We start from the raw sequence: 13760 nt of genomic DNA, 5'->3' as shown, positions 1-13760 counted from the left end.
CACCCAGGGAACGGCGACCCCCAGCAGTTCGGGCTTGCAAGCCCCTGGCGGTCGGGTGCCGAGTATAGACAGTTAGGCTGCTTATGACAACGTGACGGGGTAGCCCAAATAGCGCATTGCCTTTAATGAACAAAAGGCGTAAATGGGCGAGAATTTCGGGAAAAATCAGGCTTGAATGCCTGATTCAACAAGCCTTTAGGCAAATTGACATCTGAATTTATCCCTCTATAGTGGTGCGGGCCCTGCGTGGGGGGTCTGTCTGATGATTTCAAGCATTAATAGGAGGCCACATGGCTGACAAAAAAGCGCAGTTGGTCATCGAGGGCGCTGCCCCCGTCGAGCTGCCCATTTTAACCGGCACCGTTGGTCCTGATGTAATCGACGTCCGCGGGTTAGGGGCCACTGGTCACTTCACCTTCGACCCAGGTTTCATGGCGACTGCCTCGTGCGAGTCGAAGATCACCTATATTGACGGCGACAAAGGTATCCTGCTGCACCGCGGCTACCCGATCGAGCAACTCGCCGAACAGTCCGACTACCTCGAAACCTGCTACCTGCTGCTCAACGGCGAACTGCCGAATGCCGAGCAGAAGGCCCAGTTCGTCAGCACCGTCAAGAACCACACCATGGTTCACGAGCAGCTGAAGTCCTTCTTCAACGGCTTCCGCCGCGACGCTCACCCGATGGCGGTGATGTGCGGCGTGGTCGGCGCCCTGTCGGCGTTCTATCACGACTCCCTGGACATCAATAACCCGCAACACCGCGAAATCTCCGCGGTGCGCCTGGTCGCCAAGATGCCGACCCTGGCTGCGATGGTTTACAAGTACTCCATGGGCCAGCCGATGATGTACCCGCGCAACGACCTGTCGTACGCGGAAAACTTCCTGCACATGATGTTCAACACCCCGTGCGAGATCAAACCGATCAGCCCGGTGCTGGCCAAGGCAATGGACCGGATCTTCATCCTCCACGCCGACCACGAGCAGAACGCCTCCACCTCCACCGTTCGTCTGGCCGGCTCGTCGGGTGCCAACCCGTTCGCCTGTATCGCCGCCGGTATCGCTGCACTGTGGGGCCCGGCCCACGGCGGTGCGAACGAAGCCGTACTGACCATGCTGGATGAAATCGGCGATGTTTCGAACATCGACAAATTCATCGCCAAGGCCAAGGACAAGAACGACCCGTTCAAGCTGATGGGCTTCGGTCACCGCGTGTACAAGAACCGCGACCCGCGCGCCACCGTGATGAAGCAGACCTGCGACGAAGTCCTGCGCGAGCTGGGCATCAAGAACGACCCGCAGCTGGAACTGGCCATGCGCCTGGAAGAGATCGCCCTGACCGATCCTTACTTCATCGAGCGTTCGCTGTACCCGAACGTCGACTTCTACTCGGGGATCATCCTCAAGGCGATCGGCATTCCGACCAGCATGTTCACCGTGATCTTCGCCCTGGCACGTACCGTGGGCTGGATCTCGCACTGGAAAGAAATGCTCTCCAGCCCGTACAAGATCGGCCGTCCGCGCCAGCTGTACACCGGTGAGCAGAAGCGTGACATCGTTGCTCTGAAAGACCGCAAGTAAGCGTTGATCGCTGAACGTAAAAGGCTGCCCTCGGGCAGCCTTTTTTATTGTAAATCCTGCCGGTCGCAGTTCGGCCTTTGCGGGGGCGACCTTGCGTCGCGAAAGGGCTGCAAAGCAGCCCACGCAATATTACGCCAAGCCTAAGAGTCGGAGGCCGCTGCGCGCCCCATTCGCGACGCAAGGCCGCTCCCACAGAGACCGCGCGCCGCGTTAAACCTCAGTTTTTCTCAGCCCGCTCGCGCAGAGCTTTCAGGGTATTGAACGGCGCATCCACCACGAACTTGTTGGCCACCATTGCCGGCACGCTGCCGCCCGGCTCGGTGTGCACCTGGTAGGTCACCTCCGTGCTGTCGCCCTTGGGCACCAGCTTCCAGAAGCCCTCAACCTTGGCCACCCGCACAAAGCCCTTCTCTTCCGGCAAATAGGTCGGCTCTTCCTTCAGGTTACGCACCAGGCTGCCGTCCGTCTCCTTGACCGTGGTCACATGCAAAACCGAATCACGCGGCGTCACCGGCCAGGGTGTATTGAACTGGGTGTAGGTCCAGGTCTGGTCACCTTCTTGCTTGAGCAATTTCTGCAACTTGCACTCATGAATCCATGCGCAGGCACCCACCACATCTTCCTGCAACGCCTGCACCTTGGCCAGCGGCGCCTTGATCACGGTAACGCCCTGATAGGCCTTGTACTTGGAACCGGCCACTTCGCTGAGGGATACCTTGATCCCGTCCTCGTTCTTGGCCACTTGCCAGTTTTCAGCCCAGGCCACAGGCGACAGCAGAACACCCACGCCACACAGCAGTGCAATACGCTTGAACGATCTCATCATGTTTATCCTTGTTGTCGAAGATCCAGCCTGTCACGCCGCCGTCATCTGCTCCCACCAGCCAAGAATCCTGATTGCCTCGTCACGATCACTGCCGCACACCTCGGCATCCGCCTTGAAGCCACCGCACACCGCCGGCCGCTCGGGCTTGCCGAACAGGTCGCAAAGGTTGGCCGCAGTCAGGTGCAGGCAGCGCTCACCCGCCGGCTTGCCATTGGGCATTCGCGGCATCGCAGAAGTGATGGACGGGGCGATGCAGCAGGCACCACAGCCCTCACGGCATTTCATGGCTATTCACCAAAATCAGGACTCCCTGGAACAAAACGGGACGAACGTCCCTGGATAGTAACCGCTCAAACAGTCGTTTGAAATTGCTGGCACGATGAAATCTGCTGTGACCCAGCAGTCAGTTCTCGCCTATTGGCGATACTCGAAATCGATGGCAGCGCCCTCCACCTCACGACGGCTATCATTGCGCAGTTGCAGCTGCATTTCGTTGTTGATCAGCCGGCCATTGAGCTGGAACGGGCTGTCATTGGTCTCTGGCTTTTCTGTGAACATGGGCGGCAACAAAGGTTTGCGCCGCTGGATTGGGGAAAGCGTGCCCACATTCGGCTCAAGGTTGTTGACCATCTCGACGGGCAAGCTAAGGTCCAGCCCTGTCTTGGGCAATGGCTTGGCAACCGCTTTGCTGACCGGCTTGTGCGCGGGCTTGGCTGTCGCCTTTTTTGGCACGTGCTTACCCTGAGCCGCCTGAACCTCGTTTGCCGGTTGCGCAGCCAAGGCAGGGGCGACCGGGCAGCAAAACGGCAAAAGGCACACGATCAGAACAAAGCAGCGCAAAACGTTCATGGCAAATGGACAGACTGGCAGGAAAAATGCGTATGCTCCCTGTTCCATAGGCAGCTTGCAAGCCTTACAAAAGCGTAACCGCAGTCTCCCTGCACAACTGCTGCGCCAGCAAACCGAGCGTAATCACAGCCCGCTCGGCCTCCTTATTCCAAGGTATGCCGCAGTTGAGTCGGACACAGTGGTTGAACTGCTCTGTGTTACTGAATATAAGTCCTGGCGCAATGCTGATGCCCTGCTCCAGCGCACGCACATGCAGCTCCTGGGTATTGACCCGACCCGGCAGGCTCACCCAGAGAATGAAGCCGCCTGTCGGCCGGGTCATCTGGGTACCCTCGGGGAAGTGCTGCTGCACTGCCAACTGATAGGCACTGAGGTTCTTGCGATATTCCTGGCGTATGTAGCGCAGATGCCGGTCGTAGCCGCCATTCTCCAGGTAGGCTGCCACGCCCATCTGCGTCACGCTACAGGCCGAGTGGGTGGTAAACGTCTGCAGGCGCTGAATCTCGTCCTGGTAACGCCCGGCGATCATCCAGCCCACCCGCACGCCAGGGGACAGGGTCTTGGAGAAGCTCGAACAGTAGATTACCCGGTCCAGCCGGTCGAACGCCTTCAGCGCCTTGGTCTTGCCCTGCTCGAACATCAGCTCACCGTAGATGTCATCCTCGATGATCTGGATATCGAAGTCCGAGGCCAGGCGCAGCAATTGCTTTTGCCGCTCTTCGGGAACGGTGCCGCCCAGCGGGTTGCTCAAGCGCGCAGTGAGCACCAGCGCCTTGATCGACCATTGGTTAGCCGCCAGTTGCAAGGCTTCGAGGCTGATACCGGTGGACGGGTCACTGGGGATTTCGATCACTTTCAAACCCAGCAGGTCAGCCAGCTGCAGCAAGCCGTAATAGGTCGGCGACTCAGCGGCGATCAGGTCACCTGGGCGGGTGAGCACCCGCAGAGACATCTGCAGGGCATCGACACACCCATGGGTCACGATCACTTCGCGCGGGTCGACCAGCACGCCGGCATCGCGCATGCGTATGGCAATCTGTCGGCGCAGCGGCTCGAAACCGGGGCTGAACATGTAGCTGAAGGCGCGCGGGCTGTGGAAGCGCGTCACCTTGGCGATTTGCTGATGCAGGGCGCGCACTGGCAGGTAGTCGACATGCGGCACTGCAGCGCCAAACGGGAACACACCATCGCGGCGCGCCTCAGTCAGCACCTGCTGGATGATGCTGGCGCGCGTGACCAGGCCGGGGCGTTCCACCCGGGCGATGTCCGGGGTTTGCGCGGTCAAGGCAGGGGTCTGGTGCACGTAATAGCCAGACTGCGGCCGCGCCCGGATAAGCCCTTGGTCCTCAAGATTGGCATAGGCCTGCAACACCGTGGCATGGCTGACGTTGAGCTGGGCGCTCATCTTGCGCACGGAAGGTACCCGCTCGCCTGGCTGGTAGACACCGCGACGGATATCATCGGCCAGTTGCTGGGCGATACGCTGGTACAGCAGCAGGTTGGTCATGTCGACATGCTCGTTATTCTTGTACGGGTCACTGACGGTAGAGAATACCGTAACAGTTGCAAAGTGTACTGGGACAGATTGCAACATAGTCGACAATACAACAGCGTGACCGCTATCGAAACGATTAAACCGACATAAAACGGGCCGCAAAGCGGCCCGTTTCGACAAGACTCAGCGCGCTGGCGCGAGCCGACCCTTGTCATCGGAGAATACGATCTCCACTCGTCGGTTTTGCGCCCTGCCCCGCTCCGAAGCATTGGCCTCGATCGGGTACTGGTCGCCATAGCCCTCAACCTGCAGGCGCTTTTCATCGATGCCCAGGTCCACAAGCATGTCGGCCACGGACTGCGCCCTGTCGCGCGACAGCTTGAGATTCTCCTCGCCCGCGCCAGTACTGTCGGTATAGCCCTCGATACGCACTACCCGGCGCGGGTTGAGCTGCAGGAACTGCACCAGCTTGAGCACAGTCCGGCTGGCCGAGTTCTTCAGGTCGGCACTGCCGGTATCGAACAGCACATCGCCCAAGGTCATCACCAAGCCACGGTCGGTCTGCTCCGAAGCCAACGCAGCAATCTGCGACTCGACCCACTTGCCCTGCTGCTGCACGCTGGCCAGCTTGGCCTCACGCAAGGCCAACTGCAGGCGCTGGCGCTCCAGGTCGAGCTTGGCCTGGCGCTCCTGGTTCAGCGCCAGCTTGGCATGCTCGCGGGCAATCTCGCTGTAGCGCTGGCTGAGGTAAGCATAATGCCGCACATCAGAACCGGTGCCGATGTAACTGGACAAGCGCTCGGCGCGAGCCAGCGACTCACCCGCCCGAATCACGTCACGCGGCGCGCTGCGCAGCACATCGGAATCATCTTTGACCCCCTGGAAGGCGACGGTGGCCTCATCCAGCGCGGCACTGCTGCGCTGGCTGGCACAACCTTGCAAACCTGCCGTCAGCGCCAACAATGCCAGTGCAGCCAAAGGCGTACGACGGATCATGGCTGCACCTCCAGTTGCTTGCGCAAGCGCTTGACCCGCGACTGCAGCACCTGCAGCTGCTCTTCGCTCTTCTGGTTCAGCACCTGGGCCTCGGCCAGGCGCGCATCCAGCTCGGCTTGCTCAGCGCGCATGCGCGCATCGCGGTAGTCCTGGGTAAGCATGTTGGCCTTGGCGCGGGCCAGCTTGTCTTCAGCCAGTTTCAGCGTTTCGACCTGCTCAGTGGCGCCGACGGCCTTGGCCTGGTCCAGTGCCTGTTCGGAAATGCGCATCTGCTCTTCAGGGGCCGGGTCATTGGCGCAGCCAGCCAGGCCGAGCACGGCCAGGGCAAGGATTAGTGGTTGGGTTCTCACGCAATCTTCCTAGTGTTTGGGGGCGTCCGCCGGTACCTGCATCTGCGCTTTCCAGCGCTCGACATTACGTTGCAGCACAGCTTCGGATGCACCAGAGATCGGCAATTCTGTCAGTTTTTTTGCCAATTGCCCACGCAACCAGCTGTCATTGCACGCCGAGTTGTGCGACAGCGCCAGGTACAGGCCCGGCCTGTCCACCGGCAAGCCGCGGGCTATCAGGTCATTGCTCATGCCCAGGCTCTGGGCCATGGCCATACCGGAGTAACGGCCAGCCAGCACATAATCCACCTGGCCGAGTACCAGTTTCTGGAACGCCTGGGTCAGGTTCTGCGCCGGCACCAGCTTGAGCTGGGCCTTGGCGAACGCAGTAAAGGCCGGGGTCAGGCGCGCACGCTCGGACAAACTGCCCTGGTACCTGGCCAGGTCGGCCGGGCCATCAAAGGTCACCGCTGCATCATGGCGGGTCCACACCAGGTACTCATTGAGCTGCAACGGCGGATGGATGTAGTCCAGCGCGGTCAGTTGCTCCACCTGCATGGGGGTGTCGAGCAGCAGGTCCATGCGCCCACTGCGCACCTCTTCCAGCGCCTGATCACGGCGACCGGCACTCAGCACCTCGACCTTCACACCCAGCTCTCCTGCCACCTGGCGCAACAGGTCAACGTTGGCGCCGATCAGGTGCTTCGGATCTTTCGGGTCTTGCCACGAATAGGGCGGCGCATCAGGGCTGCCGGTCGCCACCAAGCGCTCGCACTTGCCTGCGGCCATGGCCAGTGGTGACACCAACAGCGCCACACATGCCAGCATCCTGCCCGTTCCGCGCAACGTCATCCCTCACCCCTCAAGCCATAAAAAAACCCGACCCTCAAAACGAGGGCCGGGTTCTTTATAAGTGAAGCAGGCGGATCAGACCAGCTTTTCCAGCTCCGGAACCGCTTCGAACAGGTCAGCGACCAGGCCGTAGTCGGCCACCTGGAAGATCGGCGCTTCTTCGTCCTTGTTGATCGCCACGATCACTTTGGAGTCTTTCATGCCGGCCAGGTGCTGGATCGCGCCGGAGATACCGACGGCGATGTACAGCTGTGGCGCAACGATCTTGCCGGTCTGGCCGACCTGCATGTCGTTTGGCACAAAGCCTGCGTCGACCGCGGCGCGCGAAGCACCGACGGCGGCGCCGAGCTTGTCGGCCAGGCTGTACAGGTGTTTGAAGTTGTCACCGTTGCCCATGCCACGGCCGCCGGAAACGACGATCTTGGCTGCGGTCAGCTCTGGGCGGTCGGACTTGGCCAGCTCTTCGCCAACGAAAGCCGAAATACCGGCGTTGTGCGCAGCGCCAACAGCCTCGACGGCAGCCGAACCACCTTCGGCGGCCACGGCGTCGAAGCCGGTGGTACGCACGGTGATCACCTTGATGGCCGCGCTCGATTGCACGGTGGCAATGGCGTTACCCGCGTAGATCGGGCGCTTGAAGGTGTCGGCGGACTCGACCGAGATGATCTCGGAGATCTGGTCCACGTCCAGCAGCGCGGCAACGCGCGGCAGGATGTTCTTGCCATTGGTGGTAGCCGGGGCCAGCACGTGGCTGTAACCCTTGGCCAGCTCGACGATCAGCGGCGCGACGTTTTCCGGCAGGACGTGGGCGTAGGCGGCGTTATCAGCCACCAGCACCTTGGCAACACCAGAGATTTTGGCAGCGGCTTCAGCAACGCCACCGACGTTCTGGCCTGCGACCAGCACGTGCACATCACCACCGATCTTGGCGGCTGCGGCGACAGTGTTCAGGGTGGCCGGGGCTACGGCACCGTTCTCGTATTCAGCGACAACCAGGATAGTCATTTAGATTACCTTCGCTTCGTTCTTCAGCTTCTCGACCAGTTCGGCCACCGATTTGACCTTGATGCCTGCGCTGCGGGCAGCCGGGGCTTCGACTTTCAGGGTCTTGTTGGTGGAGGCGAGGGAAACGCCCAGATCGTCAGGCTTGACGGTCTCCAGCGGCTTCTTCTTGGCCTTCATGATGTTCGGCAGCGACGCGTAGCGTGGCTCGTTCAGGCGCAGGTCGGTGGTGACGATCGCGGGCAGGTTCAGTGCAACGGTCTGCAGGCCGCCATCGATTTCACGGGTGACATTCAGCTTGTCGCCAGCGACTTCGACCTTGGACGCAAAGGTACCCTGGGCGAAGCCAGTCAGGGCGGCCAGCATCTGGCCGGTCTGGTTGTTGTCACTGTCGATGGCCTGCTTGCCGAGAATGACCAGCTGCGGCTGCTCCTTGTCGACAACGGCCTTCAGCGCCTTGGCCACGGCCAGGGAGTTCAGTTCGTCAGCGGCTTCTACCAGGATGGCACGGTCGGCACCCAGGGCCAGGGCAGTACGCAGTTGCTCCTGGGCGGTGGTCGGGCCGACGGAAACCACGACGATCTCGGTCGCAACGCCTTTTTCCTTCAGGCGTACGGCTTCTTCCACGGCGATTTCGCAGAAGGGGTTCATGGACATCTTGACGTTAGCAAGGTCGACGCCGGAGTTGTCCGCTTTGACGCGAACCTTGACGTTGTAGTCGACCACTCGTTTGACAGCTACAAGAACCTTCATGGATTCCTCGTTACTCTCCGGTGAATAGATAGTCGCCTGGGGCAGAGCCCAGCGATGCGCGTGGGTACAAGGGCACCTCTAAAGACGTATCGGGAGGCAGCAACTTCACAGTGACCAAACAGTCTTGTTCGGACTCTTGCGACAAATCCTCACGGGTCATTTCCTGTCGTGGCGTGTAAACTCCACTACAAACCGGCCTAAGCCCGCAAAACCCTGCTCCACACCTGGTCTTTAGAGGTGTACCTGCGCCCGGCTGCAAGCCTACGGCGAACGTAAAACCGCTCGTATCTTGACCGTAACACCCATTCCGGTCAATACGGCAAATCGGTCACCCTCCAGCCGCGTTCCTGTGATTTTACTGGCCTGCGGCAAATTCAAACAAACGTTTGTATTGGACCCGCCAAGTGGTGTAGATATAATGCGCGGCCAAGACAAAACGGTGTAGTCCGTCATTTGCCCAGCTACAGTTCCGCCGTTGCGTAGAACCGCTGCGAATGCCCCGCACCCATAAGACAAAGCAACAGCACGAGCCTTGATGAGTAGGAGAGAACCAGTGGAACGCGAATACATGGAATTCGACGTGGTCATCGTCGGCGCCGGCCCGGCGGGCCTGTCCGCCGCCTGCCGCCTGAAGCAGAAGGCCGCCGAAGCCGGTAGCGAAATCAGCGTCTGCGTGGTGGAGAAAGGCTCTGAAGTCGGCGCCCACATCCTCTCTGGCGCAGTGTTCGAGCCCCGCGCCCTGAACGAGCTGTTCCCCGACTGGAAAGCACTCGGTGCACCGCTGAACACCGAAGTGAAGCGCGACGACATTTACGTGCTCAAGGATGCCGGCAGCGCGACCAAGGTGCCTGACCTGTTCGTGCCCAAGACCATGCACAACCATGGCAACTACATCATCTCGCTGGGCAACCTGTGCCGCTGGCTGGCCCAGCAGGCCGAAAACCTTGGTGTAGAGATCTACCCGGGCTTCGCCGCTCAGGAAGCGCTGTTCGACGACAACGGCGTGGTCCGCGGCATCGTCACCGGCGACCTCGGTGTCGACCGTGAAGGCAACCCCAAGGACGGCCTGTACACCCCGGGCATGGAGCTGCGCGCCAAGTACACCCTGTTCGCCGAAGGCTGCCGTGGCCATATTGGCAAGCAACTGATCAAGCGCTTCAACCTCGACAGCGAGTCCGACGTCCAGCACTACGGCATCGGTCTGAAGGAAATCTGGGAAATCGACCCGGCCAAGCACGAACAGGGCCTGGTGGTGCACACCGCCGGCTGGCCGCTGGACGTGGTGGCCAAGGAAAACACCGGTGGCTCGTTCCTCTATCACCTGGAAAACAACCAGGTGGTGGTCGGCCTCATCGTCGACCTGTCCTACGCCAACCCCTACCTGTCGCCGTTCGACGAATTCCAGCGCCTCAAGCACCACCCGGTGATCAGCCAGTACCTCGAAGGCGGCAAGCGCATCAGCTACGGCGCCCGCGCCTTGGCCAAGGGCGGCATCAACTCGCTGCCGAAAATGGTCTTCAATGGTGGCGCGCTGATCGGTTGCGACCTGGGCACCATGAACGTGGCCAAGATCAAGGGCAGCCACACCGCGATGAAGTCCGGCATGCTTGCTGCCGAAGCAGTGGCCGACGCATTGATCGCCGGTAGCGAAGGCGGCGATCAATTGAACAGCTATGTCAGCGCCTTCAAGGCCAGCTGGCTGTACGAAGAACTGTTCGCCAGCCGCAACTTCGGCCCGGCCATGCACAAGTTCGGCCCGCTGCTGGGCGCGGCGTTCAACTATGTCGACCAGAACTGGTTCGGTGGCAAGCTGCCGTTCACCCTGCACGACACCAAGCCGGACTATGCCTGCCTCAAGCTGGCCGCCGACTCGAAAAAGATCGACTACCCGAAACCGGACGGCAAGCTCAGCTTCGACAAGCTCAGCTCGGTATTCCTCTCCAGCACCAACCACGAAGAGGAACAACCCTGCCACCTGAAGCTGACCGATCCGAGCGTACCGATCGCCAGCAACCTGCCGCTGTACGACGAGCCTGCCCAGCGCTACTGCCCGGCAGGTGTGTACGAAGTGGTCACCCAGGAAGACGGCAACAAGCGTTTCCAGATCAACGCGCAGAACTGCGTGCACTGCAAGACCTGCGACATCAAGGACCCGGCCCAGAACATCACCTGGGTCACCCCTGAAGGTGCTGGCGGGCCGAACTACCCGAACATGTAAGGCCCCTGCCCTTGCGGCAACAAAAAGCCCCCGGTTCTCATGAGCCGGGGGCTTTTTGTTGGCTGCCATTATCAGTACGCACTTCCTCAAAGAGTTCTGGATGGCGATCCAGCAGCTTGAGCAGTTTCACCAACGCCACTGGCGGGGTGGTCTTGCCGTTTTCATAACGGGAGAACGCATTGACCCCACCACCGAAGATTTCCCCCGCTTCACGCTGGTCGAGGTCGAACTTTCTGCGCATGGCAGCAATGAAGCCGGGATCGACAACGGCGGCATTGACCTTGCGCTCAAACGCCGTCATCAGATCACTCATACGCTGGGCCTCGTCCATACCCAGTACCGCCTCGCCACACGTCGGGCAGTAGTCACCAAAGATGTCCGGGATGACGGTCGCCTCACCTTTGTAGCGATACGGCATGTCTCGCGACTGCGCAACCAACTCCGCTCCTCCACATAGGGGACATTTCATTTCAAAGCTCCTTGAAAGATAGGATGAGCAGATCGTCGACCACCGTCAGCTTGAGGTAAACCCTGCCTACGGCGGTTTGCGCCCGATAGACATCCTGCCAAATACGATGATCGTTGTAGCTCGTCATACTTTTATGGAAGTCACCTGGCGATAGCCCGCGGACAACATCCAACATGTCATAGGGACCTAGCCCAAGCGACCGCGCTCCCAGGGTCGCCGCCTGGGTGGTACGTACCTTCCCTTGGCTCAATAGCACTTGCAGCCGATGCAAAGGGCAGTGAGGCGTTCTCTTTTCCATGAGAAATTAACCTTCCAGGTTAAATCTGGCCAATAGGTTATTCCAATAACCCCCGCCCGGAAGGATGACTCAATGCCCCATGCGCGTTACCCGATCATTTGTCGCCACACATGACCGGCATCGGCTCCGCCGCAAACACCAATGGCTCACGACGCCCGAAATACAAGGCCGTCAGCAGCCCCACCGCGCCCATGATCAGACAAAACCCGACACACACCCACGGGCTCCACGGCATCAGCGCAATCAGTGCCAGCGGCGTGGTACTGGCCCACACTGCGTAGGCTACGTTGTAGGTGAAGGAAATGCCCGATACGCGGATCTGCGCCGGGAACAGCCCCACCATCACCGAGGGCACCACCCCCACCACGCCACAGCTCAACCCCGCCAGCGCATAGGCCAGCCAGGTCATGCCCCACTGCCCCACCAGGCTGGCGTACAACGCGCCAATACCCAGCGGCAGCAACAGGCTATACAGCATCAGCGCGCGCCAGGCACCCACACGGTCGACCAGCAGCCCGGCCAGCACGCAGCCCATGTTGAGGAAGACGATGCCCACACTGCTGAGGGCGAAGGTATGCCCAGCAGTCATGCCGAAGCGCTGCTGCATCACCGTCGGCGTGATCACCACCAGCACCACCACCGCCGAGGTCAGCACACAGGTCAGCAACGCGGCAGGGATCAATGCCCGGCGGTGTTCACCCAGCACTCGCCGCAGCGGAAAACTCACAGGTTGCTCCTGGCGCGCGCGCAGGGCGAGGAACACCGGTGTTTCACTGAGCCAGCGGCGCAGCCACACACCCACCACACCGAACACCCCACCCAACAGGAACGGGTAGCGCCAGGCGTAATCGAGGATTTCCTGCGGGGTGAACAGTTGCGCCAGCAAGGTGGCGGTTAGCGCCCCCAGCAGGTAGCCGAAAGTCAGCCCGGCCTGCAGAAAGCCCAGGGCATAACCGCGCCGCCCGTTGGGCGCGTGCTCGGCAACGAACGTCCAGGCGCTTGGCACTTCACCGCCTACGGCAGCCCCCTGGAGGATGCGCAAGGCCAACAGGATCAGCGGGGCGGCATAGCCGATGTCGGCATAGGTCGGCATCACCCCGATCAGCAGACACGGCAGGGCCATCATCAGGATGCTCAGGCTGAATACCCGCTTGCGCCCCAGGTGGTCGGCGAAGTGCGCCATCAGGATGCCGCCCAGCGGCCGCGCCAGATAGCCGGTGACGAAGATTCCGAAGCTTTGCAGCAAGCGCAGCCATTCGGGCATCTCGGGCGGGAAGAACAGCTGGCTGAGGGTCAGCGCGAAGAACACGAAAATGATGAAGTCGTAGATTTCCAGCGCGCCACCCAGCGCCGCCAGGCCCAGGGTCCGATGGTCGCCGCGGCTGAACCGGGGCGGGCGAGCGGTATCGATGGCAGTCATGGCAGGGTCCGCAGATCGGCAAAGGGCAAGAGCATAACAAATAGCTGCCCGATTGCCCCGCCGGTGGTACCGCTAGCGGTTGAACACCGTATGCGCAAAGTTGGCTCGCGGCCGTGGCCGCGCTGTACTGGCCGGCAGGGTGCCCGGCAGCGGTAGTCTGCCGACCACCATCGGTGCGTCGATGATTGCCATGAACGTCTCCAGCGCCTCGTTATCGGGCGCCTGAGGCAGGCTCAGGCTGACCGCCTGGCGCTCGGCCTGCGGCACTGCTGGCACTTTCAACTGGCTGGAATGGTAAAGCAGTGCATGCTGGATCTGTGTGCTGACACGGCAGAAGCGCTCTAGATCGACGCCACAATGGCTGGCCAGCTCGATATTGCCCAGCAACAGGTGAAAGGGCTGCAAGGCGCACTGCACCAGGCGCTGCAGCTCCTCGAAGCTGGCCACTGGGGCTATCCGGTAATAGCCCAAACCATTGAGCAACCGCTCCAGCTGCAGGCGCTGGCACGGGTGTGTATCGGCGATGAGAATGCGCAGGGTCTTGTTTACCATGGTCGGACCTAGGCCATTGGGTAATGGGCACGCTCCATGACCATACTGCGCCAATAACGGCTAATGCCAAGGCCATGCCCGGCAACGGTCTTCTTTGATAGAAGTCGGGAAAGCCGCATAA

At 60.9% G+C, this 13760-nt stretch carries 15 protein-coding genes; 2 read left to right on the top strand and 13 right to left on the bottom strand.

Annotation, left to right across the window (positions count from 1 at the left end):
* Window positions 1-290: 290 nt before the first annotated feature.
* Window positions 291-1580, top strand: a complete 1290-nt coding sequence (gene gltA, locus LMH93_RS08400; RefSeq protein WP_003254218.1) for a citrate synthase — start codon at window positions 291-293, stop codon at window positions 1578-1580.
* A 217-nt stretch (window positions 1581-1797) separates the two neighbouring features.
* Here the strand turns inward: gltA and LMH93_RS08395 are convergent, their stop codons facing one another.
* The 9 genes from LMH93_RS08395 to LMH93_RS08355 form a co-directional block, all read right to left on the bottom strand.
* Window positions 1798-2403 (bottom strand): START domain-containing protein, encoded by a 606-nt coding sequence (locus tag LMH93_RS08395; RefSeq protein ID WP_047604107.1) that lies wholly within the window; start codon window positions 2401-2403, stop codon window positions 1798-1800.
* A gap of 33 nt (window positions 2404-2436) precedes the next feature.
* Window positions 2437-2691, bottom strand: a complete 255-nt coding sequence (locus LMH93_RS08390) for a YkgJ family cysteine cluster protein (RefSeq protein WP_003254220.1) — start codon at window positions 2689-2691, stop codon at window positions 2437-2439.
* Between the two features lie 129 nt (window positions 2692-2820).
* Window positions 2821-3255, bottom strand: a complete 435-nt coding sequence (locus LMH93_RS08385) for a hypothetical protein (protein WP_088513741.1) — start codon at window positions 3253-3255, stop codon at window positions 2821-2823.
* Between the two features lie 64 nt (window positions 3256-3319).
* A complete protein-coding gene (locus LMH93_RS08380) occupies window positions 3320-4762 on the bottom strand; it encodes an aminotransferase-like domain-containing protein (RefSeq protein WP_003254223.1) in 1443 nt (480 codons plus the stop codon).
* Window positions 4763-4933: 171 nt separating this feature from the next.
* Window positions 4934-5746 carry an OmpA family protein gene (locus LMH93_RS08375; protein WP_003254225.1) on the bottom strand — a complete coding sequence of 271 codons (813 nt, stop codon included), beginning with the start codon at window positions 5744-5746 and terminating at the stop codon, window positions 4934-4936.
* Window positions 5743-6096, bottom strand: a complete 354-nt coding sequence (locus tag LMH93_RS08370; RefSeq protein ID WP_014859265.1) for a DUF4398 domain-containing protein — start codon at window positions 6094-6096, stop codon at window positions 5743-5745. The genes LMH93_RS08375 and LMH93_RS08370 overlap by 4 nt, the downstream gene beginning before the upstream one ends.
* 9 nt (window positions 6097-6105) lie before the next feature.
* Window positions 6106-6927, bottom strand: coding sequence for a substrate-binding periplasmic protein (locus LMH93_RS08365; RefSeq protein ID WP_230065006.1), 822 nt, complete (start codon window positions 6925-6927; stop codon window positions 6106-6108).
* A gap of 75 nt (window positions 6928-7002) precedes the next feature.
* Complete coding sequence (locus LMH93_RS08360) at window positions 7003-7932, bottom strand: electron transfer flavoprotein subunit alpha/FixB family protein (RefSeq protein ID WP_003254230.1); 930 nt, start codon at window positions 7930-7932, stop codon at window positions 7003-7005.
* Window positions 7933-8682, bottom strand: a complete 750-nt coding sequence (locus LMH93_RS08355) for an electron transfer flavoprotein subunit beta/FixA family protein (RefSeq protein WP_110745644.1) — start codon at window positions 8680-8682, stop codon at window positions 7933-7935. It abuts the gene before it with no gap.
* 535 nt (window positions 8683-9217) lie between these two features.
* Here LMH93_RS08355 and LMH93_RS08350 point away from each other — a divergent pair.
* Entirely contained in the window at window positions 9218-10900 is a 1683-nt protein-coding gene (locus LMH93_RS08350) for an electron transfer flavoprotein-ubiquinone oxidoreductase (RefSeq protein WP_023389616.1), read from the top strand.
* A gap of 37 nt (window positions 10901-10937) precedes the next feature.
* Here the strand turns inward: LMH93_RS08350 and LMH93_RS08345 are convergent, their stop codons facing one another.
* The 4 genes from LMH93_RS08345 to LMH93_RS08330 form a co-directional block, all read right to left on the bottom strand.
* Window positions 10938-11369, bottom strand: a complete 432-nt coding sequence (locus LMH93_RS08345) for a type II TA system antitoxin MqsA family protein (protein WP_230065005.1) — start codon at window positions 11367-11369, stop codon at window positions 10938-10940.
* Window position 11370: 1 nt separating this feature from the next.
* A complete protein-coding gene (locus LMH93_RS08340; protein ID WP_019750831.1) occupies window positions 11371-11667 on the bottom strand; it encodes a type II toxin-antitoxin system MqsR family toxin in 297 nt (98 codons plus the stop codon).
* Window positions 11668-11761: 94 nt separating this feature from the next.
* The gene (locus LMH93_RS08335) at window positions 11762-13087 is read right to left on the bottom strand and encodes an MFS transporter (RefSeq protein ID WP_004573659.1); all 1326 of its coding nucleotides are present in this window, start codon (window positions 13085-13087) and stop codon (window positions 11762-11764) included.
* A gap of 72 nt (window positions 13088-13159) precedes the next feature.
* Window positions 13160-13639, bottom strand: a complete 480-nt coding sequence (locus tag LMH93_RS08330) for a hypothetical protein (protein ID WP_012051716.1) — start codon at window positions 13637-13639, stop codon at window positions 13160-13162.
* Window positions 13640-13760: the final 121 nt, after the last annotated feature.

Source organism: Pseudomonas sp. CIP-10, from assembly GCF_020911845.1.
GTDB lineage: Bacteria > Pseudomonadota > Gammaproteobacteria > Pseudomonadales > Pseudomonadaceae > Aquipseudomonas > Aquipseudomonas alloputida.
Note: the sequence above shows the minus strand (reverse complement) of the source record. Positions and strands in the feature narration are given on the sequence as shown.

What these genes read in the sequence shown, in the direction of transcription:
- gltA (WP_003254218.1), top strand. Translation starts at nt 291, where the DNA reads ATGGCTGACAAAAAAGCGCAGTTGGTCATCGAGGGCGCTGCCCCCGTC.
- LMH93_RS08395 (WP_047604107.1), bottom strand. Translation starts at nt 2,403, where the DNA reads ATGAGATCGTTCAAGCGTATTGCACTGCTGTGTGGCGTGGGTGTTCTG.
- LMH93_RS08390 (WP_003254220.1), bottom strand. Translation starts at nt 2,691, where the DNA reads ATGAAATGCCGTGAGGGCTGTGGTGCCTGCTGCATCGCCCCGTCCATC.
- LMH93_RS08385 (WP_088513741.1), bottom strand. Translation starts at nt 3,255, where the DNA reads ATGAACGTTTTGCGCTGCTTTGTTCTGATCGTGTGCCTTTTGCCGTTT.
- LMH93_RS08380 (WP_003254223.1), bottom strand. Translation starts at nt 4,762, where the DNA reads ATGACCAACCTGCTGCTGTACCAGCGTATCGCCCAGCAACTGGCCGAT.
- LMH93_RS08375 (WP_003254225.1), bottom strand. Translation starts at nt 5,746, where the DNA reads ATGATCCGTCGTACGCCTTTGGCTGCACTGGCATTGTTGGCGCTGACG.
- LMH93_RS08365 (WP_230065006.1), bottom strand. Translation starts at nt 6,927, where the DNA reads ATGACGTTGCGCGGAACGGGCAGGATGCTGGCATGTGTGGCGCTGTTG.
- LMH93_RS08360 (WP_003254230.1), bottom strand. Translation starts at nt 7,932, where the DNA reads ATGACTATCCTGGTTGTCGCTGAATACGAGAACGGTGCCGTAGCCCCG.
- LMH93_RS08355 (WP_110745644.1), bottom strand. Translation starts at nt 8,682, where the DNA reads ATGAAGGTTCTTGTAGCTGTCAAACGAGTGGTCGACTACAACGTCAAG.
- LMH93_RS08350 (WP_023389616.1), top strand. Translation starts at nt 9,218, where the DNA reads ATGAGTAGGAGAGAACCAGTGGAACGCGAATACATGGAATTCGACGTG.
- LMH93_RS08345 (WP_230065005.1), bottom strand. Translation starts at nt 11,369, where the DNA reads ATGAAATGTCCCCTATGTGGAGGAGCGGAGTTGGTTGCGCAGTCGCGA.
- LMH93_RS08340 (WP_019750831.1), bottom strand. Translation starts at nt 11,667, where the DNA reads ATGGAAAAGAGAACGCCTCACTGCCCTTTGCATCGGCTGCAAGTGCTA.
- LMH93_RS08335 (WP_004573659.1), bottom strand. Translation starts at nt 13,087, where the DNA reads ATGACTGCCATCGATACCGCTCGCCCGCCCCGGTTCAGCCGCGGCGAC.
- LMH93_RS08330 (WP_012051716.1), bottom strand. Translation starts at nt 13,639, where the DNA reads ATGGTAAACAAGACCCTGCGCATTCTCATCGCCGATACACACCCGTGC.